23 protein-coding genes and 1 pseudogene are annotated in these 25471 nt (G+C 40.5%); 17 read left to right on the top strand and 7 right to left on the bottom strand.

Translation table 11 applies throughout. The features are described 5' to 3' along the window. Nucleotides 1-106: 106 nt before the first annotated feature. Nucleotides 107-436, bottom strand: a complete 330-nt coding sequence (locus MKL36_RS12220; protein ID WP_021511515.1) for a darcynin family protein — start codon at nt 434-436, stop codon at nt 107-109. Between the two features lie 121 nt (nt 437-557). Here MKL36_RS12220 and MKL36_RS12215 point away from each other — a divergent pair. From MKL36_RS12215 to MKL36_RS12205, 3 genes and pseudogenes are all read left to right on the top strand, one after another. Further along, nucleotides 558-1157 (top strand): annotated as a pseudogene (locus MKL36_RS12215) (TetR/AcrR family transcriptional regulator). A 330-nt stretch (nt 1158-1487) separates the two neighbouring features. After that, nucleotides 1488-1814 (top strand): hypothetical protein, encoded by a 327-nt coding sequence (locus tag MKL36_RS12210; protein WP_021511512.1) that lies wholly within the window; start codon nt 1488-1490, stop codon nt 1812-1814. A 444-nt stretch (nt 1815-2258) separates the two neighbouring features. After that, complete coding sequence (locus MKL36_RS12205) at nt 2259-2828, top strand: hypothetical protein (protein WP_021511511.1); 570 nt, start codon at nt 2259-2261, stop codon at nt 2826-2828. A gap of 106 nt (nt 2829-2934) precedes the next feature. On the opposite strand, the gene MKL36_RS12200 is transcribed toward MKL36_RS12205, so the two are convergent. The 4 genes from MKL36_RS12200 to MKL36_RS12185 form a co-directional block, all read right to left on the bottom strand. Beyond that, on the bottom strand, nt 2935-3714 hold the full coding sequence (locus MKL36_RS12200; RefSeq protein ID WP_021511510.1) for a tetratricopeptide repeat protein: 780 nt from the start codon (nt 3712-3714) through the stop codon (nt 2935-2937). Between the two features lie 114 nt (nt 3715-3828). After that, complete coding sequence (locus MKL36_RS12195; RefSeq protein WP_000025828.1) at nt 3829-5112, bottom strand: ribonucleotide-diphosphate reductase subunit beta; 1284 nt, start codon at nt 5110-5112, stop codon at nt 3829-3831. A 137-nt stretch (nt 5113-5249) separates the two neighbouring features. Then, nucleotides 5250-5384: a hypothetical protein gene (locus MKL36_RS12190; RefSeq protein WP_000465010.1), complete on the bottom strand. Its 135-nt coding sequence runs from the start codon at nt 5382-5384 to the stop codon at nt 5250-5252. A gap of 56 nt (nt 5385-5440) precedes the next feature. Next, nucleotides 5441-8275 carry a ribonucleoside-diphosphate reductase subunit alpha gene (locus tag MKL36_RS12185; protein WP_000111540.1) on the bottom strand — a complete coding sequence of 945 codons (2835 nt, stop codon included), beginning with the start codon at nt 8273-8275 and terminating at the stop codon, nt 5441-5443. Between the two features lie 329 nt (nt 8276-8604). Between MKL36_RS12185 and MKL36_RS12180 the strand changes: the two genes are divergently transcribed. Genes MKL36_RS12180 through bfmS form a run of 3 tightly spaced genes read left to right on the top strand, consistent with a single transcriptional unit; the run spans nt 8605 to nt 11206 of the window. Then, nucleotides 8605-8811: a hypothetical protein gene (locus MKL36_RS12180; protein WP_000143214.1), complete on the top strand. Its 207-nt coding sequence runs from the start codon at nt 8605-8607 to the stop codon at nt 8809-8811. Then, a complete protein-coding gene (gene bfmR / locus MKL36_RS12175) occupies nt 8808-9524 on the top strand; it encodes a response regulator transcription factor BfmR (protein ID WP_000076440.1) in 717 nt (238 codons plus the stop codon). The genes MKL36_RS12180 and bfmR overlap by 4 nt, the downstream gene beginning before the upstream one ends. 32 nt (nt 9525-9556) lie before the next feature. Further along, nucleotides 9557-11206, top strand: a complete 1650-nt coding sequence (bfmS, locus tag MKL36_RS12170) for a sensor histidine kinase BfmS (RefSeq protein WP_001985884.1) — start codon at nt 9557-9559, stop codon at nt 11204-11206. A gap of 22 nt (nt 11207-11228) precedes the next feature. Here bfmS and MKL36_RS12165 read toward each other — a convergent pair whose 3' ends face one another. Together MKL36_RS12165 and MKL36_RS12160 are read right to left on the bottom strand one after the other, a co-directional pair. After that, nucleotides 11229-11582 carry a hypothetical protein gene (locus tag MKL36_RS12165; protein WP_001047855.1) on the bottom strand — a complete coding sequence of 118 codons (354 nt, stop codon included), beginning with the start codon at nt 11580-11582 and terminating at the stop codon, nt 11229-11231. 92 nt (nt 11583-11674) lie between these two features. Further along, nucleotides 11675-13096: a GGDEF domain-containing protein gene (locus tag MKL36_RS12160; protein ID WP_021511509.1), complete on the bottom strand. Its 1422-nt coding sequence runs from the start codon at nt 13094-13096 to the stop codon at nt 11675-11677. 427 nt (nt 13097-13523) lie between these two features. Between MKL36_RS12160 and ndhC the strand changes: the two genes are divergently transcribed. From ndhC to nuoL, 11 genes are all read left to right on the top strand, one after another. Then, entirely contained in the window at nt 13524-14075 is a 552-nt protein-coding gene (gene ndhC / locus MKL36_RS12155; protein WP_001274550.1) for an NADH-quinone oxidoreductase subunit A, read from the top strand. Nucleotides 14076-14081: 6 nt separating this feature from the next. Further along, nucleotides 14082-14759, top strand: coding sequence for a NuoB/complex I 20 kDa subunit family protein (locus MKL36_RS12150; RefSeq protein WP_000878003.1), 678 nt, complete (start codon nt 14082-14084; stop codon nt 14757-14759). 84 nt (nt 14760-14843) lie between these two features. After that, complete coding sequence (nuoC, locus tag MKL36_RS12145) at nt 14844-16631, top strand: NADH-quinone oxidoreductase subunit C/D (RefSeq protein WP_000852150.1); 1788 nt, start codon at nt 14844-14846, stop codon at nt 16629-16631. A gap of 13 nt (nt 16632-16644) precedes the next feature. Beyond that, entirely contained in the window at nt 16645-17154 is a 510-nt protein-coding gene (gene nuoE / locus MKL36_RS12140) for an NADH-quinone oxidoreductase subunit NuoE (protein WP_000973142.1), read from the top strand. Beyond that, nucleotides 17151-18482 (top strand): NADH-quinone oxidoreductase subunit NuoF, encoded by a 1332-nt coding sequence (gene nuoF / locus MKL36_RS12135; RefSeq protein WP_001091098.1) that lies wholly within the window; start codon nt 17151-17153, stop codon nt 18480-18482. The genes nuoE and nuoF overlap by 4 nt, the downstream gene beginning before the upstream one ends. A gap of 11 nt (nt 18483-18493) precedes the next feature. After that, the gene (nuoG, locus tag MKL36_RS12130) at nt 18494-21178 is read left to right on the top strand and encodes an NADH-quinone oxidoreductase subunit NuoG (RefSeq protein ID WP_000190953.1); all 2685 of its coding nucleotides are present in this window, start codon (nt 18494-18496) and stop codon (nt 21176-21178) included. A 3-nt stretch (nt 21179-21181) separates the two neighbouring features. Continuing rightward, entirely contained in the window at nt 21182-22198 is a 1017-nt protein-coding gene (gene nuoH / locus MKL36_RS12125; protein ID WP_001070989.1) for an NADH-quinone oxidoreductase subunit NuoH, read from the top strand. An 18-nt stretch (nt 22199-22216) separates the two neighbouring features. Continuing rightward, nucleotides 22217-22759 (top strand): NADH-quinone oxidoreductase subunit NuoI, encoded by a 543-nt coding sequence (nuoI, locus tag MKL36_RS12120; RefSeq protein WP_000276693.1) that lies wholly within the window; start codon nt 22217-22219, stop codon nt 22757-22759. Further along, a complete protein-coding gene (gene nuoJ / locus MKL36_RS12115; RefSeq protein WP_014205902.1) occupies nt 22759-23277 on the top strand; it encodes an NADH-quinone oxidoreductase subunit J in 519 nt (172 codons plus the stop codon). The genes nuoI and nuoJ overlap by 1 nt, the downstream gene beginning before the upstream one ends. Continuing rightward, entirely contained in the window at nt 23277-23585 is a 309-nt protein-coding gene (gene nuoK, locus MKL36_RS12110; protein WP_000529822.1) for an NADH-quinone oxidoreductase subunit NuoK, read from the top strand. Before nuoJ ends, nuoK begins: the two co-directional genes overlap by 1 nt. Then, nucleotides 23582-25471: an NADH-quinone oxidoreductase subunit L gene (gene nuoL / locus MKL36_RS12105; protein WP_000121137.1), complete on the top strand. Its 1890-nt coding sequence runs from the start codon at nt 23582-23584 to the stop codon at nt 25469-25471. Before nuoK ends, nuoL begins: the two co-directional genes overlap by 4 nt.

Below are 25471 nucleotides of genomic sequence, written 5' to 3'. Positions count from 1 at the left end.
CCCAAAATAGGATATTTGTATGTAATGAATTGGGGGTGAAATATTTCTTTTAAAATTCATAAGAAGCTTAGTACCTGTGCAAAGTAAAAAAGATTATTAGCAATGTCTATAAAGAATTTTCATACTCCACATACCCATCTTCAATTGCTGGAATAATATCTACAAACTCAAAGTAGGGCACCGTACACAACTCAGAGTCTCGGATCGCATCAATCACAAAATAATAATCTTGCAGAGATGTGGTTTCAAACACAGCAATATCACTGGCTTTAGTGCTAAACGCTTCAATATCATACCAACGAACTTTTACAGTCGGGTACTTTGCAAAAATAGGTCCAAGTTTTTGTGCACTAAACTCAGCCCGCTTTTCACGAGCTAAAGCCAACCAAGCAGGCAATGCTCTTAAATGAATAAAAAAAGTATAGGTTCTAGACATAACTACTCCATGACTGGGCCGAGTTGTAGTTCAATTGAAAAGACAGGATTTTCTTGTCATATCAATATGACTCAGTCAGTATATGAGTGATTACTCACATTAAATACTCGCATTTCGGGCCATGTCAGAAACACTCGCAGATCCACGCAAACGCCCGCGTCAAGCACGTTCAGTGGCTACTTTTGAAGCAATATTAGAAGCGGCTGCTCGCATTTTAGAGTCTTTAGGCTTTGCTGGATTTAACACAAATGCCGTGGCCGAACTTGCTGGCGTAAGCATTGGTAGCCTATATCAATACTTTCCTTCTAAAGATGCTTTAATCGTCGAGCTAATTCGACGTGAACGCGCCAAACTTTCAAATCATATTGTTGAAGTCATATAGCAAAGTGATGGCGCAGACTTAAAAGATAAACTAAAACTCATTATACAAGCCGCTGTACAACATCAATTGAGCCGCCCGCAGTTGGCACGAACACTAGAGTTTGCTTCTGAACTCATTGGAAAAGACTTTGAGGAAAGTCAGCTTCAATACAAGCTTGAAACCATAATTTCTGATCTGTTCATGCGTTCTGGCATTTCACATGCGCAAATAGCTGCACAAGATGTGATTGCTTTAAGCAAGGGAATGATTAACGCGGCAGGTATAGCAGGGGAAAGTGATTTAAATCATTTACAGCAGCGAGTTGAAAAAGCTGTATTTGGTTATTTGGATTTGAGCTAGCGAACATAATCCATGGTTTCTGTTTGTCATGTGACATATAAATTGTCATTTTCTATTTCAGCAATTCAAAAGTTTAGTAACTCTTACGACATATGATGGATTTAGATTAGATATTTATCTGCTTTAAAATTAATAGAGATTACATGAAATTGTGGAGGGTTGATCAAAAAGTAATCCTGAAAGGTGACAAATCATTAAAACAGCCCAAGTACTATGAGTTGGGCTTTGGTTAAAAAATAAAACTATGATTTATATTAGATAAAAAATACCTTTCACATAAGCTGTATTATGTTAATTTTAGAAAATATTAATAATTAATAGGTAGTACCTATGAATGGTTTTTGGCGAATTTTTTGTATATTACATATATTTTTGGGCATAGCTTCAATATTTTTTTTCTTTTTATTGGTATTTTATCCAATTATATTGGGCATAAATCTAGCTTTAACTGGACTTATTTATATAATTTTTATGTTTATAAAAAAATATAAAGTTAATGATTTTTTTAATACTATTTTATCTTTAACATTTGCAATTTCTTTAAGCTTTTTAGTAAGTCTTATTTTTTTGAGTTTGGAAAATGCTTTTGGAGTCATGTTATATACTTCAATTTATTTAGGGCTTCAATTTTTTTTAAAAGGATTGGTCGAAGACTAATTTTCAACTTTAAGTATTGATTATTTAACATAATGGGTGTTATCTGAAACCATGTTTAAAAAGATTTTTAAAATCAGTGTGTTAAAATTTTTGTCCACTACAAAAAAGCAAAATTCCGATTTTGACACAAATCGGCTTTTTTGTGAGCAAATTTGATAGCTCCCGCTAATCATTTTGACTAAAATTACTCTGTATAACTTGAGTGAGATATAACTCGGTTTAACTTAAAATTTCTTTTTGAATTCGAAATTAGAATAAAAGCTAATTTTTATCACAACACATATTCTTTATTTTTTTGCTATTTATCTTAGCAAAACTATTAAAAAATTATGTAAAACAAGAAAGAATATGGATTATAAATTTTCTTGTATGTGTCGGTACTTTTAGTACAGGTGTTTTATTAGCTTCTGGTTTTTTTACTATTGTTTTATAGTGGGGATAGTTGTGATTTATAAACTTAAAATGTGGATCTCTAGGGAAGTGTTTGATCCATTTTTTTCATTATATTCGTATATTTATAAAAATTTTGTTCTTGTCCTTTCCTTAAGTTTGTGTGTGATTGTACTGCTTTGTGCTCTTAACCCAAGTATAGTTTTTACTCCTAGAAAAGAGAGTTTTGTTGTTTATGAGCCTGAATTTCATTTTAAAAATAGACGTATAAGGTCGTTAGTCGTAGAAAGAGATAATGAAAATTTTCTTATTAATTGTGCATATTTTAGAAATGAAAATGGTTCATTTTGTGACTTATATAAACCTAGAAGATTGCTTAAATTAGAAGGAAGTTTTTTTCCTTATCCTTCAATATTCCTTGATGGTAATAAAATTGTAGCTAGTAATGTTCGTTTTGAAGATGAAAAGGGGAGAGTAATTAATTTTTCAACAAGTGACGAGGAAGTTGCTTCTTGGTGGATTTGGGTTATGTTCCCCACCTTATTGATGAGATATTTAATTTTAATTTGGTTAGTGGTGGTTGTTTCAATATTATGTTTAAAATTAGTTAAGCATAAGAAATAAACCTAATTTTATTTAAAAATAGTTTTACCTTTATATCGAGTTGAGAGATAGATATGAAAAAGGGCTGCTATTAGCAACCCTTTTGATCTAAGTAATATATTGTGGATTACTGAAACTGCTCTAAAGCCTCTTTTGCGGGTTCATATCCATTATCAGCAGCTTTTTTGAACCAAAATTTTGCTTTTTCATAATCTGAGTAAACATTAGCATACATATAGGCTAGATTGTTTTGAGCTTCAGGTACACCTTTCTCAGCTAGTTGTATATATAGCTCTAAAGCTTTTTCATTATCTTGTTTAACTAAGTTACCATCTGAATAAATATTTGCTAAGTTATATTGAGCTTCAGAAAGATTTTGTATTGCAGCTTTTTCATATAATTCTAAAGCTAAATTAATATCTTTTTGTACACCATCTCCTGAAAGATAAGCATTTGCTAGATTATATTGAGCTTTAGCATAACCTTGATTAGCAGATAGTTTATAAAACTCTAAGGCTTTAGATCTATTTTTGTTTACATAATAGCCATTATCATACATAAGCCCCATATTGTATTGAGCTTCTGGAAAATTATTTTTAGCAGCTTTCTCATACCAATAGTAAGCTTTTTCTTCATTTTTCGACGTACCAATTCCTTTGGAGTACATTCCTGCTAAATCATTTTGTGCAATAGGTAAGCCTTGTTCAGCCGCCATTTGGAAATAAGAAAAAGCTTTTTGATAATCTTGTGGAACATTTTTTCCTAAGAAGTATTTGCTACCTTGTTCGTATAGTTTACTTGACTCACTTTGGTTATTATTTTGTGGTGAAAGTGATTTTGAGCAGCCTATAATATTTAAGGTACACAAACTTATGACGCTAAAAATTATTAAATACTTTATATGCATAATGTATCTCTTATAAGCTAATCTGGTTCAATTTAATACTAATAATTATAAAAAATCCGACATAGAGTCGGATTTTTTATAGTCTCAAATTACTTTGAGTAAGAACGCTTCAACTTACCAGCTTAACGCACCACCAGTTTGGTAGTCAGTTACGCGAGTTTCAAAGAAATTCTTCTCTTTACGTAAGTCCATCATCTCCGACATCCACGCGAATGGGTTAGTTACACCAACAAATTGCTCTGGTAAACCTAACTGAGATAAACGACGGTTACAGATGAATTTCAAATATTCTTCCATCATGCTTGCGTTCATACCCAATACACCGCGTGGCATTGTGTCACGTGCGTATTCGATTTCAAGCATCGTACCTTCAAGAATCATTTGAATCACTTCTTGTTGGAACTCGGCAGTCCAAAGGTGAGGGTTCTCAATCTTGATTTGGTTAATCATGTCGATACCAAAGTTCAAGTGCATAGACTCATCACGCAAGATGTATTGGAACTGCTCAGCAACACCATTCATCTTGTTACGGCGACCCATACTCAAAATTTGAGTAAAGCCACAGTAGAAGAAGATTCCTTCAAGAACACAGTAGAACGCGATCAAGTTACGAAGTAAACGTTGGTCGTTTTCAGGCGTACCTGTGTGGAAAGTAGGGTCACTTAACGATTGAGTGTATTTCAAGCCCCAAGCTGCTTTACGTGCAACCGATGGAATCTCGCGGTACATGTTGAAGACTTCGCCTTCGTCCATACCTAAAGATTCGATACAGTATTGGTAAGCGTGAGTGTGAATTGCTTCTTCAAACGCTTGACGCAAAATGTACTGACGGCATTCAGGGTTCGTGATGTGACGGTAAATTGCCAATACGAGGTTGTTCGCAACCAAAGAGTCCGCAGTCGAGAAGAAACCTAAAGAACGCATAACGATCGTACGCTCATCTTCAGTTAAGCCATTTTCAGACTTCCAAAGTGCGATATCGTGGTTCATGTTCACTTCTTGAGGCATCCAGTGGTTTGCACAACCATCTAGATATTTTTGCCAAGCCCACTCATATTTAAATGGAACAAGCTGGTTCAAGTCAGCGCGACAGTTAATCATGGCTTTGTCGTCAACCTGAACGCGTTGCGCGCCCATTTCTAACTCTTCAAGGCCAGGAGCAACATCCAAATGTTCTAAGGCTTCAGATGCTCGAGCCATTGAATCGGTTGGATTTGTTGATCGCACGGAATGGGTTCCAGTGGATTGTGGAGCTGCCACGCTCTGCGATGATGGCTGCGCAGCAGATACATTCTGCGAATCAGGCGTTTTTTCCGGGTTGACGGGCGCAGACTTGTGTTCAGGTGCAGCCGGTTTTTGCGAATCATCTTCAAAATCGTCCCAACTAAGGATAGACATTGTTGTTCTCTCTTCGTTGTATATATCTATGTTCGACATCTCTAAACGAAGATGTCACTACTATACGCTCATAATGTGTAAACAAAATTAAGTTTTATTGATGTATGACCAAATTTTGGGCCTTTGGTCCATTATCCCTACAACTTATTTTGCTTACGCTGTTGTTTACGGATTTTAAAAAAGGCGTAAACCATAGGCGTATAAAAGAAAATAAAGGCAAAGATTAAGATTCCAACACCAAGCATATAGTTATGGCTGAGATGAAAAAACATAATCTTTACCTCGTTTAAAGTTGCTCTTTTGTGTTAAAGAGCAACTTTATTGAATGTTATTGGCAAGCTTCGCAATCTGGGTTGTCGATTGAACAAGCCATAGGAACCGGAGCTGCTTGAGTGAAGCCGTCTTCTTCAACTGCTTCAGGCTTCTTCGCTTCTACGACCGGAGCTGCCGCAGGTGCTGCTGCTTCTACAGTTGCAGGTTTAACCGCGTTTAACGCACCTGTGTTAATTGTAGATTTTTCAGCAGATGTTGCGCCTAATGCACGGAGGTAATAAGTCGTCTTAAGACCACGTAACCATGCCATCTTATAAGTGATGTCAAGTTTCTTACCGTTTGCACCAGAGATGTAAAGGTTAAGAGACTGTGCTTGATCAATCCATTTTTGACGGCGTGATGCAGCATCAACAATCCAGCGTGGCTCAACTTCAAACGCAGTTGCAAAGATTGCTTTTAATTCTTCAGGAATACGAGCAATTTTTTGTACTGAACCTTCAAAGTGTTTGAGGTCATTAACCATCACTGTGTCCCAAAGACCACGTTCTTTTAATGCGCGAACAAGGTAAGGGTTAATCACAGTGAACTCACCAGACAAGTTAGATTTCACATATAAGTTTTGGAATGTTGGCTCAATAGACTGAGAAACACCACAAATGTTCGAAATGGTTGCAGTTGGAGCAATCGCCATTACGTTTGAGTTACGCATACCGTCTTTTTGAACTTTGGCACGTAAACTGTCCCAATCTAAACGTTGAGTACGGTCAACTTCAAACATACGTTCTGGACGAGATTTCGCAACAATTTCTAAAGAGTCGATTGGAAGGATGCCTTGATCCCACAATGAACCTTTAAATGTTGAGTAAGCACCACGTTCAACAGCCAAGTCACTTGAAGTTTGGATTGCATAGTAGCTAATCACTTCCATTGACTCGTCAGCAAAGTTCACAGCTTCATCAGAACCGTAAGCCATACCCATTTCGTAAAGCGCATCTTGGAAGCCCATGATACCCATACCAACAGGGCGGTGTTTCAAGTTAGAGTTCTTCGCTTGTGGTACAGCGTAGTAGTTAATGTCGATAACGTTATCGAGCATACGAACTGCTGTTTTAACAGTGCGCGCTAACTTCTCACGGTCTAATACGCCGCCTTTAACGTGTTGAACAAGGTTGATCGAACCTAAGTTACATACTGCAATTTCGTCTTGGTTGGTGTTTAACGTAATTTCAGTACATAGGTTAGATGAGTGAACTACGCCAACGTGTTGTTGTGGTGAACGTAAGTTACAAACATCTTTAAATGTGATCCAAGGGTGACCAGTTTCGAACAACATAGAAAGCATTTTGCGCCATAAGTCTTTCGCACGTACTTTCTTGTGCAACATGTTCTGTTCTTTCGCAACAGACTCATAGTATGCATAGCGTTCAGCAAACTCAGCACCAGTTAAATCGTGTAGGTCTGGAGTTTCAGACGGAGTGAATAGTGTCCATTCGCCATCTTCAAACACACGTTGCATAAATAGGTCAGGAACCCAGTTTGCAGTGTTCATATCGTGAGTACGACGACGGTCATCACCTGTGTTTTTACGAAGTTCTAAGAATTCTTCGATGTCTAAGTGCCAAGTTTCTAAGTACGCACATACCGCACCTTTACGCTTACCACCTTGGTTTACCGCAACGGCTGTATCGTTCGCAACTTTAAGGAACGGAACAACACCCTGAGATTTACCGTTTGTACCTTTAATATAAGAGTTCAAGGCACGTACAGGTGTCCAGTCATTACCTAAACCACCTGCCCATTTAGAGAGCATCGCGTTGTCACGCATTGCACCATAAATATCATAAAGGTCATCGCCAATCGTTGTTAAGTAACAGCTTGAAAGCTGTGGACGTAATGTACCTGAGTTAAACAGGGTAGGCGTAGAGGCCATGTAGTCAAAGCTAGACAACAAGTTATAGAACTCGATTGCACGCTCTTCTTTGTCTTGCTCATTAAGTGCAAGACCCATTGACACACGCATGAAGAATAATTGTGGTAATTCGAAGCGAACGCCATTTGAATGGATGAAGTAACGGTCAAATAGAGTTTGTAAACCTAAGTAGGTAAACTGGTTAGAACGTTCCGGTTGAATTGCCGCTGCTAGTTTTTCTAGATCGAACTTAAGCAAGTCCGGTGAAAGCAAATCAAGCTCTACACCTTTTTTCAAGAATGCTTCAAGTGCATTGTTTTCAGCTGTATCGGCTGGTAAACCTAAGAATGCTAAGCCAGTGCTGACCAACTCATCACGAAGCAAACGTGCAGTTACGTATGTATAGTTAGGTTCTTGTTCAATACGTGTACGTGTTGCCATCATCATGGTGGTAGCAATATCGCTTTCTTTTACGCCGTTATATAAGTTTTTAACGGTTTCATCGATAATTGCTTGAACATCAATACCTTCTAAGCCTTCAGCAGCTCGATTTACAGTTGCTTGCAGTGCACTTAAATCAAGTGGTTGAAGCTGACCGTTTGCATCGGTAACTTGCAAGGTAGGGTGATGATTAGAATTTGTGTCTTTACGGGCACTTGCGCGTTGATCGCGATAGATAACGTAAGCACGAGCGACTTTGTGCTCCCCAGTACGCATCAGTGCAAGTTCAACTTGATCTTGAATCTCTTCAATATGAATGGTACCGCCAGAAGGTAAACGGCGAGTGAAAGTGTTCAGTACCATTTCCGTCAGTTGGGTAATACGGTCGTGAATACGGCTCGAATCCGCACTTTGTTGACCTTCCACAGCAAGAAAAGCTTTACCAATCGCAACAGAAATTTTCTCTGCATCAAATGCAGCAACATCTCCGGTGCGTTTAATCACCTGAATTTGACCGGGAGTCGAAGTAATTACGCTCATGCCAGCATAGCTCCATTGTCACTTTTGTTATGTTCATAGACCGTTTGAACCGAGCAAAAAACATGCCACGATATTTGAGGGATAAACACAAGACTTAGTAGTTAAAGTTTATTTTCAACACAAGATACGGGATTTTTTACGGTAGATCAATCTTGACTTTTTAGTAATTTTTTATCTGTATGATTTGTCGGGAGATAGCATACCAAAGCTGTGAAAAAACACTTATAGATAACTTTGTGGATAACTCAAAAAACAAACACTTGAGTGAATTTAAATTTAGTGAAGAAATAATTTGTTTAATATTCATACATAGGAAATATGAATAGATTATGACATTTAAGAACAATAAACAGATAATAAAAATACCTGAAAATTCAAAGATTAATAAAATGCAACAAAACATGGTTGTCATGTATCAGTTTGGTGAACGCCTACTTGTTTACAATGTAAACGTGTGTATATTGCAAATGATAAACGAATGTATCTGCAAGATTTTTAAGATACATGTAATGAGATTTATAGGGGCAATGATATGAGCCAAGAAGAAAAGTTACCAAAGATTCTGATCGTTGAAGACGACGAGCGTTTAGCGCGATTAACTCAAGAATATTTAATCCGTAATGGTTTGGAAGTTGGTGTAGAAACCGATGGTAACCGTGCAATTCGTCGTATTATTAGTGAGCAACCGGATCTTGTGGTCTTGGATGTCATGTTGCCGGGTGCAGATGGTTTAACCGTTTGTCGTGAAGTTCGCCCACACTATCATCAACCAATCTTAATGTTGACTGCACGTACTGAAGATATGGATCAGGTACTTGGTCTTGAAATGGGTGCAGACGATTATGTCGCGAAACCAGTTCAACCACGTGTATTATTAGCGCGTATTCGTGCTTTGTTACGCCGTACGGATAAAACTGTTGAAGATGAAGTTGCTCAACGTATTGAGTTTGACGACCTTGTCATCGACAATGGTGGCCGTTCGGTAACGTTGAATGGTGAGCTTGTTGATTTTACAAGTGCTGAATATGACTTGTTATGGTTGCTTGCATCAAACGCTGGCCGTATTTTATCGCGTGAAGATATCTTCGAACGTTTACGTGGTATCGAATACGATGGTCAAGACCGTTCAATTGACGTACGTATTTCACGTATTCGTCCAAAAATTGGCGATGATCCTGAAAATCCAAAACGTATTAAAACTGTACGTAGTAAAGGTTACTTGTTTGTTAAAGAAACCAATGGATTGTAAAATCTGATTAAACTTCCTATAAGGTTGGTCGAGTGTTTAAACACAGTATATTCCTGCGAATATATGCGGGGCTGGTAATTCTTGTTGTTTTGGTGGCTGTTTTTGGGTATTTACTGGTACAAATTATCAACTACCAACGCGCACAAGAATACCGAGAATCTTTAACTGATGGTATTTCTTATGTCATTAGTGAAGGAGTCGCTCGACAACCTGGGAAGCAGCAAAAAATAGATTGGATTTCTGACGCATCTGATTTGCTCGAACTTCCAATTTATTATACCGATGCAAGTAAGGTTGAGCTGTCTCGTACCGAGAAAAAGCGGATCGAAGCACAAAAATCTGTAGTTCGTTACGATGCAAGCAATAGCATCGCATATGTCATTATTGGCTTACGTGACGACCCACAACATTACCTATCTATAAAAGTCGACAAAATCACTGAACGCCAAATGAAGGCTCTTCCTATTTTTGTGCTCGACTATTTAATGTTTTATCCGGGGCAGGAACAAGAATATCTTGCCAAGATTCAAAAGCATTTCTCATATCCGATCAATATTCAAAACATTCAAGATGTAAATCTGGATTCTGAACAGATTGGACGTTTGCGCCAAGACCAAAGTGTCATGTTGTACAAAGATAGCGCAACAGTGCGCGGTACAACCATTTCGATTGTGTCTCCAATACCGAATCATCCTGCGCAGGTGTTAGTGCTGGGTCCGGTTCCAATGTTTAACTGGATGCCTTTACAGCTTTCGGCGGGTATTACCTTATTTAGCTTATTCTTATTAAGTCTGGGTGTTTACGGTTTGATTTTGCCGTTAGAGCGCAAAATCCGACAGGTGCGTTATGCATTAAACCGTATGAAATCGGGTGATTTGTCACTGCGTGTTCCTATTGAAGGAAGCGACGAAATGGCAAACTTGGCTTCAAGTTATAACAATATGTCTGACCATATTCAGCGTTTGATTGAGGCTCAACGTGAGTTAATGAGAGCAGTATCTCATGAACTCAGAACACCTGTGGCACGTATTCGCTTTGGTACAGAAATGTTAGCCGAAGAAGATGATTACAATCATCGTATGCATCAGGTCGACATGATTGATAAAGATATTGAAGCACTCAATACCTTAATTGATGAAATTATGACTTATGCAAAACTAGAGCAGGGTACACCTTCATTAGACTTTGCAGAAATTGTACTTTTTGAAGTGTTGGATCAGGTTGCAGTTGAAACTGAGGCTTTAAAAACACAGAAAGAAATTGAACTTATTCCACCGCCTTTATATGTGAAAGTAGATGCAGAGCGTCGTTACCTTCACCGTGTTGTACAAAATCTGGTAGGTAATGCTGTTCGTTATTGTGATAACAAAGTTCGGATTACGGGCGGTATTCATAGTGATGGCATGGCTTTTGTCTGTGTTGAAGACGACGGACCGGGTATTCCTGAGCAAGACCGCAAACGTGTATTCGAAGCCTTTGCCCGTTTAGATGACAGTCGTACACGCGCATCTGGCGGTTATGGTTTGGGTCTCTCTATCGTAAGTCGTATTGCTTACTGGTTTGGTGGGGAAATTAAGGTAGATGAAAGTCCAAGTTTGGGAGGCGCACGCTTTATTATGACTTGGCCAGCACATCGCTTTAAACAACCGCCATTAAAGAGCAATAAAAAAGCACCTGCATAAGGTGCTTTTTTTATTGGTTCATTTATAACTGAGTTGCATCAGGTTCCAAAATAGGTTTGCCGCTTCTCAGGCTATTGAGTGCATCTGTATTAAAGTCAATCAAGAGCGAATTATTTTTAGCATCAATTTGATATTTTTGAATAAGAGGCTGATCCCCATTCAAAGTCTCAACTCTATATGAGTCTGCAATATGTAAAATGCCTTCTAGATTTGTTGTGGTTGATGCGAAATCTTGCCTAAAAATTTCATAGACATCTCGCAAGTCAAAAATGGCATTATCTGCATCTGGGTGTTTATGAATATAGCTTTCTATATGTCGCACCAGTAATTGTGCAAACAAGTAATAGTCTGGTTTATGCGTATATTCTAGATTCATGCATTTTTCTCCTTATTATCTGTTATTAGCATACATGGCAAAACAGAAGATATTGTATAAAATTCATTACACTAGATGATGACTTGAAAATATTACAAAGAAATAAAAACTCTATTACGCCCTCGGCGCTTTGCTTGATAGAGTGCATCGTCTGCTTCTTTAAACAAACTTTCAATAGAGCGGTGATAGCTTGGAGAATATAAGCTAATACCAATACTTACCTGCACAAAGATGGGTAATTTGCCATATACATAAATCGGTTGCTGACTAATTTGAATGCGTATTCTTTCCGCGAGTTCAAAGGCAGCCTCTCTGGTGGTATCCGGAATAAAAATTGCGAATTCTTCTCCACCAAAACGTCCTAGTAAGTCATGAGGATGTAAAATATTTTGTATGGTCGTTACACAGGTCTGTAAGGCTCTATCTCCAATTAAGTGGCCATAACTATCATTCACTTTTTTAAAATGATCGACGTCCAACATAAAAAATGCAGAGGTCTTATTTTCCTTTTGTACTTTTTCTTGGAGTAGGCGGACTGACTGTAAAAATTGGCGTCGAGTTAAACTTGAGGTGAGTTCATCATGGGCAATTGCATGTTGTAACTTCTGAATTAATTCAGAATGGAGTGCGCTAATACTGGAAACGGTAAGTGGCGCAACCGTCATCATGATCAGCCCTATACGTATAGAAATGGTATTGCCTAAATAGTCTTGCGGATACAGTAATAAATAATGCCCTGAGACATGATAAATAATATATGCACTGGTAAAGGATGTAATGAGAGCAACAATAATCGGTTTATAGCGGATAGCGCACCAGATTAATGCGGCGATGGGGTAGAGTAGGGAACCTGGACCCGAGTCGTAATAACTCACTCCTATCGAAATTAAAACAGCGAATAAAGGCAAAAAATCAATCGCTTTGATATATATACGATTACCCTTAAGGTAGTTTTTTATTTTAAGGTAAGGGGGGATATTTAAAATAATGGGCAGCAACAATAAAGCATTTTGAAGCTCTGATGTAACCCAATAACCAAATTCGGCCCAAAAACTACCAATCATAAATTTGGTGTTAAACATAGGCACAAAAGTTGCTGCAAACAAAGCACCGGTTATGCTGCCAATCCCGCATAGTGCGAATAAGAGTAAATAAGAATAGCCTTGATAAGCTGCTTTTATATGGCGATTAAACAATATTGCGAGTGCTAAAGTCGTTACTACATACAGGTAGTTGGATATCGTTAAAATAAGGGTGAGAAAAAGAGGTGTGCCATTAACTAAATCGGCAATCATATAACCGGTAAAAGCACCGGCAAAACTACCTATTTGGCGTGTTTGTGGAAATCGAAGCAATAGGCCTAGAAATACCGAGTTAGCAGGCCAGAAAAAAGCAAGAAAACTAAGAGGACGAGATGCAATTCCAATAAAGCAACATAGCGTAATAATGATGGTAAATAAGAGAAAAAATTTCAGGGAGGTAGAAAATGAAAATTCACGAAGTGAGTATGGCATCAGCTGCCCTTAATGATAAACACTCTTATCCAAGAGTAATAAAATATTAATGCATGATTAAACATTCATCATAATTCAGAGGGGAAGATGAATACAATAAAAAACCGATTAATATTATAAAAAAGTAAGGTGTTTAATTTGACCGATTGAGCAATTGTGCAAATAATATTAAAAATCAGAAAATGAAAAAAATCATTACAAGTGCGAAAACTATCAAATAAACCGATTATAAGCGGTGAAACCCCCTCTACAAGACATAGATGATTACTTTTGATTGGAAAATCATCCAAAAGACTAAGACGCTTCAACTAGCAAGGGAAATTAGAAATCAGGTACAATTGGCGGGATTAATTTTGTGTTTGGTGTATTTGAAGGCCAATACATACATTCTTTGTTAAATAATAGGCCTGCCAGGAGTTATCCCCGCATGAGTGCCATTACTCCATACGACTGGGCGATTATCGCCTTCGTGATCGGCGTTACATTTCTTTGCGTCTTTATGCTCACAGTTCCCTTACTCCTCGGGGGGAAATCGTGGGGACGTGCTAAGCAAGAGCAGTTTGAATCAGGTGTCGTGAGTGCTGGTGGCGCTCGCATTCGCCTGTCTGCAAAGTTCTATCTAGTTGCAATTTTCTTCGTTGTTTTCGACTTAGAGGCACTTTACCTCTATGCATGGTCTACTTCGGTGCGTGAAGTAGGATGGTTGGGTTATACCACTGTCGTAATCTTTGTCGTTGACCTATTAATTGCGCTTGTTTATGCCTTCTCTGTAGGTGCTTTAAGTTGGGCACCGGCAGATCGCCGTAAATTAGCAGGTGAGAAGATTAAAGTCGGTTCACCAACAATGAACATTGCTGAAATTACACGCTTTAACTCTATTGAAGAGCTCGTAACTGACCCTACAGGCCAGATTCCAGCCCAATCATCAGGTCGTGTTAAGTCAAAAACTACACCTGCATTGTCATCTGAAAAGGAGTAAGTCGGGATGAAATATACTCTGACCCGCGCGAATCCGGATGCTGATCAATATCCATTGCAAGATCGTCAAATTGTGACAGATCCACTTGAAGAGGAAGTGAATAAAAACGTATTCATGACTCGTTTAGAGGATGTCTTGCATACAGCAGTAAACTGGGGACGTAAAAACTCTTTGTGGCCATTTAACTTTGGTACATCATGTTGTTACGTTGAATATGCAACGACCTTAACAGGCGTGCATGACTTGTCCCGTTTCGGTGCAGAGGTTATTCGTGCTTCACCTCGTCAGGCTGACTTGATGATTGTTGCAGGTACCTGCTTTGTAAAAATGGCTCCGGTTATCCAACGTTTGTATGAACAAATGTTAGAACCTAAATGGGTTATTTCAATGGGTGCTTGTGCAAACTCTGGAGGTATGTACGACATCTATTCAGTAGTACAAGGTGTAGACAAAATTATTCCTGTTGACGTGTACGTCCCAGGTTGTCCGCCTCGTCCTGAAGCATTAATCCAAGCATTAATGCTTTTACAAGACCAGATTCAATTAGAGCGACGCCCGCTTTCTGCCGTGATTGGTGATGATCTTCAGCCAGTGTATAAGCCAAAGATGATGCCAGAACGTGATCGTAAGAATGCGCAGCGTATTGCCGTTAAAAACTTACGCTCTATGGATGAGATTAAATAATTTTTTGACGGTGTTTTGACATATCTAACCGATATGTTCATCGAGAAAATTGACAGAATTTGTATTAAATAGGAAGCCAAGCCAATGGCTGAAACTGACATTGCTATGCCAGAATCAACACCAGTTGATTCACGCCCAGCATTTGCAATCGTAGAAGAGCTCAAAACCAAATTTGGTGAGAATTTCTATGTGCAGGCGACTTTTGAAGAGTTTCCAACAGTCTGGGTTGAGCGCGCACGCGTGCAAGAAGTCCTCATGTTCCTGCGTAAAGTGGAACGTCCTTATGTAATGCTGTTTGACTTATCAGCGATGGATGAGCGTTTACGCCAACATCGTGATGGTTTGCCAGCATCTGACTTCACTGTGTTCTATCATTTATTATCGCTTGAGCGTAATAGTGACATTCGTATCAAGGTTGCCTTGAACGAAAACGATCTTAACCTCCCGACAGCGACAAATATCTGGCCAAATGCCAACTGGTATGAACGTGAAGCTTACGATATGTTCGGTATCAATTTCGAAGGGCATCCAATGCTTCGTCGTATCTTGTTACCAACTTATTGGGAAGGTCACCCGCTTCGTAAAGAATATTCAGCACGTGCGACAGAATATACGCCGTACATGCAAGACAAAGCGAAGCAAGATTTCGAACAGGAACACTTACGCTTTGTACCAGAAGACTGGGGTCTTAAGCGTGGTAACGCTGACGAAGACTTCATGTTCTTGAACTTGGGTCCTAACCATCCATCTGCGCACGGTGCATTCCGTATTGTATTGCAGTTAGACGGTGAAGAAGTGAAGGACTGTGTTCCTGATATCGGTTATCACCACCGCGGTGTGGAAAAGATGGCTGAGCGTCAAACATGGCACTCTTTCATTCCTTATACTGACCGTGTTGACTACTTGGGTGGTTGTGCGCAAAACATGCCATATGTCATGGCTGTTGAGCAGCTTGCTGGAATTAAAGTTCCTGAGCGTGCACAAGTGATCCGTGTCATGTTAAACGAATTGTTCCGTATTAATAACCACTTACTTTACTGTGGTACGGCAATTCAGGATGCCGGTGGTATGACACCAGTATTCTATATGTTCGCAGACCGTCAAAAAGTATACGACATCGTTGAAGCAATTACGGGTTACCGTATGCACCCAGCATGGTTCCGTATTGGTGGTACAGCACATGACCTTCCAAACAACTGGCAAAAACTTGTTAAAGAGTTGCTAGATTGGATGCCAAAACGTTTGAACGAATACTACACAGCTGCATTCAAAAACTCTGTGTTTATTGGTCGTACACGTAATGTTGCTCAATACGATGCCAAATCTGCGCTTGCATGGGGTGTAACCGGTACTGGTTTACGTGCAACAGGTATTGATTTCGACGTTCGTAAATATCGTCCATACAGTGGCTATGAAAACTTCGACTTCGAAGTTCCGGTTGAGTATGAAGGCGATGCGTACGCTCGTGTACTTGTTCACTTCCGTGAAATTGAACAATCACTCAAAATTATCAAACAGTGTTTGGATAACATGCCTTCTGGTCCATATAAAGCGGATCACCCATTGGCTGTTCCACCACCAAAAGATAAGACGTTACAAGATATTGAAACTTTGATTACGCACTTCTTGAGCGTGTCATGGGGTCCTGTCATGCCTGCTGGTGAAGCGTCATTCATGACTGAAGTTGTGAAAGGTGCAAGTACTTATTACTTGACTTCGGATAAGGCAACGATGAGTTATCGTACTCGTATCCGTACACCGACGTTTACTCACTTACAGCAAATTCCTTCAGTGATTAACGGCAGTTTAGTATCTGACTTAATCATTTATCTGGCGACCATTGACGTGGTTATGGCTGACGTGGATCGCTAAGAGGTAACGCAAAATGATGATTCTGACTGATAAAAAACCACGTGTGAATGTTGAAGGGATTTTGACTGCTGAAGAAATCCACGAAATTGAACATCACATTGGTCACTATCCATACCCACGTGCAGCTTCTTTAGATGCATTAAAGTGCGTACAGCGCCGTAATGGCTGGGTAGATGATGCTCAAATGAACGCCATCGCACAATTATTAACGATCAGTGTTGCAGATTTGGAAGGTGTAGCAACGTTCTACAACCGTATCTATCGCCAACCTGTAGGTCGCCACGTAATTTTGCTTTGTGACTCAATTGCTTGCTTTTTGATGGGTGCTGAAACACTTGCTGAAGCATTCCAACGCGAATTAGGTATTCAGTTTGGTCAAACGACACAAGATGGTCGTTTTACGCTGCTTCCAATTTGCTGTCTAGGCAACTGTGACAAAGGCCCAACGTTAATGATTGATGAAGATACTCACGGTTTAGTAGAAGTGACATCAATCAAACAGTTATTGGAGAAGTATGTATGAATACTGAACCAAAACCAATTTATGGCGACGGTAATCCGGAAACTCATCCACTGACTTGGCGTTTAAGCAAACAAGAATCGGTACGTAGTGCTGACGATTACGAAGCACTTGAAGGTTATGCCGGCTTTAAAAAAGCATTAGGTATGAAACCTGCTGAAGTGCTTGAAGTCATTAAAGCTGCAACTGTAAAAGGTCGTGGTGGTGCAGGCTTCCCTGCAGGGATCAAATGGTCTCTTATGGCGCCAAATGATGGCGGTCCACGTTACTTGATCTGTAACGCCGATGAGATGGAACCAGGTACCTTTAAAGACCGTTTGTTGATGGAAAAACTTCCTCACCAATTGATCGAAGGTATGTTGATTGCAGGTTATACCCTAGAAGCAACTCAAGGTTATATCTTTATTCGTGGTGAATATATCGAGGCTGCACAATACCTAAATGAAGCGCTTGAGCAAATCCGCGCTAAAGGTTACTTAGGTAACAACATTTTAGGTTCTGGCTGGAACTTCGAGTTACACGTGCACACCGGTGCAGGTCGTTATATTTGTGGTGAAGAAACTGCATTGATTAACTCACTTGAAGGTCGCCGTGCTAACCCACGTACTAAACCACCATTCCCGCAAGTTGCTGGTGCATGGGGTCGTCCAACGATTGTGAACAACGTTGAGACTTATAACAACTTGCCAGCAATCATGCTTCGTGGCCCAGAATGGTATATCGGTTTATCAGCAGGTAAATCAAAAGATCCGGGCACAAAGATTTATGGTGCGTCAGGTAAAGTAAAATTCCCTGGTCTTTGGGAACTACCATTTGGTACGACTGCACGTGAAGTAATCGAAGAACATGCTGGTGGTATGCGTGATGGCTTGAAGCTTAAAGCATGGTTACCAGGCGGTGCGTCTACTGACTTTTTACCGGCAGATACCATTGATTTACCAATGGATGCTGAAACCATTATGAAAGCAGGTTCTCGTTTAGGAACATGTTTATTAATGGTGGTAGACGAGACCCAATGTATGGTGTCGTTGACCCGTAATCTGGAAGAATTCTTTGCGCGTGAATCATGTGGCTGGTGTACACCTTGCCGTGATGGTTTGCCATGGGCTGTTAAAGCGCTTAAAGCACTTGAGACAGGTGAAGGTAAGAAAGAGGATATCGACCACTTACAAGAACTTACTCGTAAATTGTGGATTGGTAAAACTTTCTGTGCTCACGCACCAGGTGCGATGGAGCCGCTTATGGGCGCACTCAAACATTTCCGTAGCGAGTTTGAAGCGAAAGTGACTGATCGTCCTGTCGTGCAAACTAGCAACGTAGAACAAGCTTAAGGGATTCGACTATGGCTACAATTCATGTCGATGGAAAATCGTACGAAGTCAATGGATCAGAAAACTTGCTACAAGCATGTTTATCCCTTGGCATTGATATTCCGTATTTTTGTTGGCACCCATCCTTAGGTTCTGTTGGTTCATGTCGTCAATGTGCCGTAACTCAGTATGCAAATCCTGAAGATACGCGCGGACGTCTTGTGATGTCATGTATGACACCAGCATCTGACAATACCTATATTTCGATTGAAGACAAAGAAGCAGTAGATTTCCGTGAATCTATTGTTGAGTTCTTAATGACCAACCACCCACACGACTGTCCAGTGTGTGAAGAGGGTGGTCACTGTCACTTACAAGATATGACTGTAATGACAGGCCACGACCGTCGTCGCTATCGTTTTACTAAGCGTACACATTACAACCAAGAACTAGGCTCATTCATTGCACATGAAATGAACCGTTGTATTGCTTGTTACCGTTGTGTTCGTTACTACAAGGATTATGCAGGCGGTACAGACTTTGGTGTATATGCTAATGCATCACGTGTTTACTTTGGTCGTCCAGAATCAGGTACTTTAGAGTCTGAATTCTCTGGTAACTTGACTGAAGTATGTCCAACTGGTGTATTTACCGATAAGACTCATTCAGAGCGCTATAACCGTAAATGGGATATGCAATATGCACCAAGCGTGTGTCATGGCTGTTCTTCAGGTTGTAACATCTCTCCGGGTGAGCGTTATGGCGAAATCCGTCGTGTAGAAAACCGTTTCAATGGTTCGGTTAACCAATACTTCCTTTGTGACAAAGGCCGTTTTGGCACAGGTTATGTAAACCGTGCAGATCGTCCACGTCAACCTCAGTTCCGTAATGGCGAAACAGTAGCAACTGTTTCTGTTGACCAAGCGTTGGACCAAACAATTGCGAAACTTGAAGGCAAAAAAGTTCTAGGTATTGGTTCGCCACGTGCAAGCTTAGAATCAAATTACGCATTGCGTGAACTAGTAGGTCAAGCAAACTACTCAACAGGTGTTGCACAAAAAGAGCAAAGCCTCGTTGAACTTGCTGCTTCAATCATGCAAACAGAGGGTATTTACAACCCGAATATGCGTGAAATTGAAAGCTACGATGCAGTATTAATTTTGGGTGAAGATTTAACTCAAACTGCTCCACGTATGGCATTGTCAGTTCGTCAAGCTGCAAAAAACAAAGCTCGCGAAATGGCTGCAAAAACACGTACACCGGACTGGTTGGCTGAGCCTGTACAACGTATTGGTCAGGAAGCGAAATCTCCGATCTATATCTTGGCTGCAACTCAAACTCGCCTTGCGGATGTTGCGACTGGTGAAGTTGTTGCATCTCCAAATGATATTGCGCGTTTAGGTTTTGCAGTTGCTGCGGCAGTTAAAGGCGAAACAGTTAATGGTTTAGATGATGATGCAAAAGCATTTGCTCAAACTATTGCCGACACTTTAAAAGCAGCAAACAAACCGTTAATTATTGCGGGTACGAGCTTGCAAGATGCTTCAATTATGGAAGCAGCAGCAGAGTTAACGCAAAACCTTGGCTCAAAAGCTGGTTTAAGCCTTGTTGTTCCTGAAGTGAACTCTATGGGCTTGGCATTATTTGGTGGCTTAAGCCTTGAACAAGCATTTGCTCAAGACTACGACACACTTGTTATTGTTGAAAATGACTTATTCCGTCGTTTACCGGCCGCTCAAGTTAAAGCAGCACTTGATAAAGCTGAAACAGTAATCGTGCTTGACCACAGTGAAACTGAAACTGTGAAACAGGCTGATATTGTACTTTCAGCAGCAAGCTTTGCTGAAGGTGATGGTACTGTCGTAAGCCAAGAAGGTCGTGCACAACGCTTCTACCAAGTTTACGATCCAAGCTACTACAAACCTGAATACGCGATTAAAGAATCTTGGCGTTGGTTGCATGCCATTGAAACTGGCCTTAAAGGCAAGCCAATTGATTGGACAGTGCTTGACGACGTAATCGAAACAATCGTGAAGAACGTTCCGGTACTTGAAGCAATTCAAGACGTTGCGCCAGACGCTGGCTACCGTGTACATGGTTTGAAAATTGCTCGTGAACCACGTCGTTATTCTGGTCGTACAGCGATGCGTGCGCCTTTATCGGTTCATGAACCTAAGCAACCGACAGATCCAGACTCAGCATTAACATTCTCTATGGAAGGTTATGTAGGTCCGCAAAAAGCTTCTTCGCTTGTACCATTTGCGTGGGCGCCAGGTTGGAACTCTCCACAATCTTGGAACAAATATCAAGATGAAGTGGGTGGTCACTTAAAAGGTGGTGATTCAGGCGTTCGTTTATTCGACCGTTTAGCAAAACGTCCAGCACGTAGCTATGTCGCTCCAACAGCTGTAGTTGCAAATCCTGAAAGCTTCCGTCTTGTACCAATGCACCATATCTTTGGTTCTGGTGAATTCACAATTAAAACACCTGCAATGGAAACTCGTATTCCTGAAGCTGTATTTGCTGTGGGCGAACAAGACGCAACACGTTTGAATCTACAAGAAGGCCAACGTATTACAGTAAAAGCAGGCGAAACAACTGTGAGCTTACCTGTACAAGTAATCGAATATTTACCTACAGGTTATATTGGTTACCCAGTTGGTTTAGCTCCGACAGTATCTTTAGCTGAACCTGTTTCAGTGGCATTAGGAGTGTAATTCATGAATCAAGAAATTATACGTCAAACGCCACTTTGGGCTGAGAACTGGCCAATTGCTTACGCTGTTGTTCAAGCGGTTGTGATTTTGCTTGTTGTTGTTCTTGTTGCTGCGTTGATGTCTTTCATTGAGCGTCGTTTACTTGCTTGGTGGCAAGACCGTTATGGTCCAAACCGTGTTGGTCCTGGTGGTATGTTCCAGATCGTTGCCGACATGCTTAAGATCATGTTCAAAGAAGATTGGACACCAAAATTTGCTGATAAATTAACTTTCCGTTTAGCTCCGGCAGTTGCGATGGCAACTGCGGTGCTTTCGTTCATGGTTATTCCTGTAAGCCCTGCATTGGGTGTTGCGGACATGAGCATCGGTTTGTTGTTCTTTATGGCAATGGCTGGTATTGCGGTTTATGCAGTGTTATTTGGTGGTTGGTCATCAAATAACAAATATTCATTACTCGGTGGTTTGCGTTCAGCTGCTCAAACAATTTCTTATGAAGTGTTCTTGGGTATCTCGCTAATGGGTGTGGTTGCAATCGCTGGTTCATTTAACCTTCGTGAAATTGTTGAAGCTCAACGTGATGTTTGGTTCATCATTCCCCAGTTCTTAGGTTTCTTGATTTTCGTTGTTGCAGGTGTTGCGGTAACTCACCGTCACCCATTTGACCAACCTGAAGCAGAACAAGAATTGGCCGAAGGTTACCATGTTGAATATGGCGGTATGAAATGGGGTATGTTCTTCGTTGCTGAATATGTAAACGTTGTACTTATCTCTGCATTGATCGTGACTTTATTCTTTGGTGGCTGGTTAGCTCCATTTAATTTAGAAATTCCATTTGTTCCACCAGTGTTCTGGTTTGTGATTAAAACAGCATTCTTCGTAATGATGTTTGTATTGGCACGTGGTTCTTTAATGCGTCCACGTTACGACCAAGTCATGAACTTCGGTTGGAAAATTTGTTTGCCGCTGGCGTTGGTTAACCTATTGGTAACTGGTGCTGTGATTCTGATGAATCAGGCCTAAGACAGCAGGGAGTACAAAATGTATAAAATTCTAGCTGGAGTTGGGTCAATCGTTCGGACGTTATTCATGGTATTTACCCATGGTTTCCGTAAACGTGACACAATTCTTTATCCAGAAGTACCAGCAGAGGAAATTGTACCACCTCGCTATCGTGGTCGTATTATCTTGACACGTGACCCGGATGGGGAAGAGCGTTGTGTGGCATGTAACCTTTGTGCGGTTGCATGTCCGGTTGGCTGTATTTCACTGCAAAAAGCTGAAAAAGAAGATGGACGTTGGTATCCGGAATTTTTCCGTATCAACTTCTCTCGTTGTATCTTCTGCGGTATGTGTGAAGAAGCATGTCCAACTACAGCGATTCAGCTAACTCCAGATTTCGAGTTGGGCGAATACGTACGTCAAGACCTCGTATATGAGAAAGAAAACTTGCTCATTTCAGGTCCAGGTAAATACCCAGACTATAACTTCTACCGTGTAACTGGTATGGCAATTAACGGTAAAGAGAAAGGTCAAGCACAAAAAGAAAGTGCACCAATCGATGTACGGAGTCTATTACCATGATGTGGCCGTTTTATTTGATGGCGCTCGTGGCCATCGTTTCTACGGTTCGTGTAGTGACTAACACGAACCCTGTACATGCATTGCTTAGTCTGATTGTTTCATTGCTTGCTGTTGCTGGTATTTTCATGATCGTAGGTGCGCCGTTTGCCGGCGCCCTCGAAATCATTGTTTATGCTGGTGCGATTATGGTCTTGTTCGTATTCGTTGTGATGATGCTTAACTTAGGGCAACACACAGTTGAACAAGAGCGTAAATGGCTTTCTTCGGATGCTTGGGCATATCCAGCACTCATGAGCTTTTTACTTGGCTTACTTTTAGTTTGGATGCTCGGTGGTGAATATACAACCATCTCTGCACCACTTGGAGCACAAGTAATTGGACCAAAAGTTGTTGGTCAAGCGCTCTTTACACACTATTTATTGTTGGTTGAAGTTGCCGCGATGTTATTGCTAGCAGCCCTTGTTGCAGCATACCACTTAGGTAAACGTGAACCAGGTGCAGAAGAGGAAAAAGAATAATGGGCCAGATCCCTTTAGAACATGGTTTGATTGTTGCAACCATTCTTTTTGCACTCGGTTTTTACGGTGTAATGGTGCGACGCAACCTTTTATTTATGTTAATGAGCCTTGAGATCATGATGAATGCTGCAGCGTTAGCATTCGTTCTTGCGGGTAGCGTATGGGCACAACCAGATGGACAAGTCATGTTTATTCTGATTTTAACCCTTGCTGCTGCAGAGGCGTGTATCGGTCTTGCGATTGTCCTTCAGTTCTATCATCGCTTCCATCATTTGGATGTGGATGCTGCTAGTGAGATGCGCGGATGAGTTATTTATATCTAACAGTATTATTTCCGCTAATCGGTTTTATTTTATTGGCGGCTGGGCGTGATAAGCTCTCTGAAAATGTTGCAGCAATTATTGGTGTAGGTTCTGTAGGTTTATCTGCATTATTTGCATTGATTGCTGGTATGGCATTTACCAGTAGCGGCCAGCAAGTTTTTGTTCAAAATCTTTGGACGTGGTTTAATGTGGGTGGTTTCGCGCCTGGCATTAGCTTACATTTAGATGGCTTATCTTTACTCATGATGGGCATGATCACGGGTGTTGGTTTCCTAATTCACATCTTTGCATCATGGTACATGCGTGGTGAAGAAGGGTATGCGCGCTTCTTCTCTTACTTCAACCTGTTCGTTGCAAGCATGCTTTTGCTTGTGTTGGGTGACAACTTAGCGTTGTTATTCTTAGGTTGGGAAGGCGTAGGTCTATGCTCTTACTTGCTGATTGGTTTCTATTATGCAAACCCTGCAAATGGTTGGGCAGCGATCAAAGCATTTACAGTTACCCGTGTAGGTGACGTATTCTTACTTATCGCTTTATTCTTGCTTTACCAACAATTTGGTACGCTTAATACTCAGTACATCGTTGAACACGCAGCAGAAGTAATGACGAAGAGTTCGTCACTTACTATCTGGACTGCATTAATGTTGTTCTTGGGTGCTGCTGGTAAATCTGCACAAATTCCATTGCAAACATGGTTAGCAGATGCGATGGCAGGTCCTACACCTGTTTCTGCATTAATCCACGCAGCAACAATGGTAACAGCTGGTGTGTACTTGTGCTGCCGTCTATTCAGCGTATTTGAACTTGCGCCTGAAGTGATGCAATTCATTTCGGTAACAGGGGCTGTAACTTTATTAGTTGCAGGCTTTGCTGCTCTCGTACAAACAGACATCAAACGTATTTTAGCTTACTCAACTATGAGTCAGCTTGGTTATATGTTTATGGCTGTAGGTGCTGAAGCGTATCAAGCTGGCTTGTTCCACATGTTGGCTCACGCATTCTTCAAAGCATTATTATTCTTGTCTTCTGGTGCAGTTATTCTTGCTTACCATCACGAACAAAATATTTTCAAAATGGGCGGTTTGTTCTACAAAAACAAATTCCTATTTGCATGTTTTGCGATTGGTGGCGGTGCATTAGCAGCTATCCCATTCTTAACAATCGGCTTCTTCTCTAAAGACGCGATTCTCGGTGAGGTTTGGGTACAAGGTCAATCGATTGCTTTATATAACAGCTTATATTGGGCTGGTGTAGCAGGTGCATTCCTGACTTCAATCTATACCTTCCGTTTAATCTGGGTTGTATTCTTCGGTAAAGAAAATACACATTACCATGAGATTAAAGGTGCTACTTACTGGGCTCCATTAGGTATCTTGGCTGTATTGTCTACTTTTGTTGGTGCTGCATTAAAAGCTCCAGTAGCAAATATTTTGAATACAGCAAAAATTCCTGAATTCCATGTTGCTGAACAATTTGTTGAAGGCATGCATGGGGCAGAGCATTTAGCAGTAGGTATCGCGCTTGTTGGTTTAGCTGTTGGTATTGGTCTATTTGCATTTGCTTACGGTGCAGTAAAATCGTTTGCAAAAACAAGTCTTGGTGCTGGCTTAGCTCATATTTGTCGTACTGCATTTGGTTTCGATGCGTTGTATGACATCGTTTTTGTTAAACCTTATTTATTCTTCGCCAAACTATTTGGTCGTGATCCGATTGACAGCTTATGGCTTGTTCTTCCTGCGCTTGTTAAAGGCGGAAACAGTTTCACAAGCTCACGTCAAACAGGTTCATTGCGTGAATACGCATCAAGCATGTCACTCGGTGTAGTGGTGTTATTGATGATCTTGATCGTTATTCAGGTAGTGGGGAAATAA

Origin of the sequence: Acinetobacter sp. AOR12_HL, assembly GCF_027855275.1 — a bacterium.
Classification (GTDB): Bacteria; Pseudomonadota; Gammaproteobacteria; order Pseudomonadales; family Moraxellaceae; genus Acinetobacter; species Acinetobacter baumannii.
This window is presented reverse-complemented; position numbering and strand designations above follow the sequence as displayed.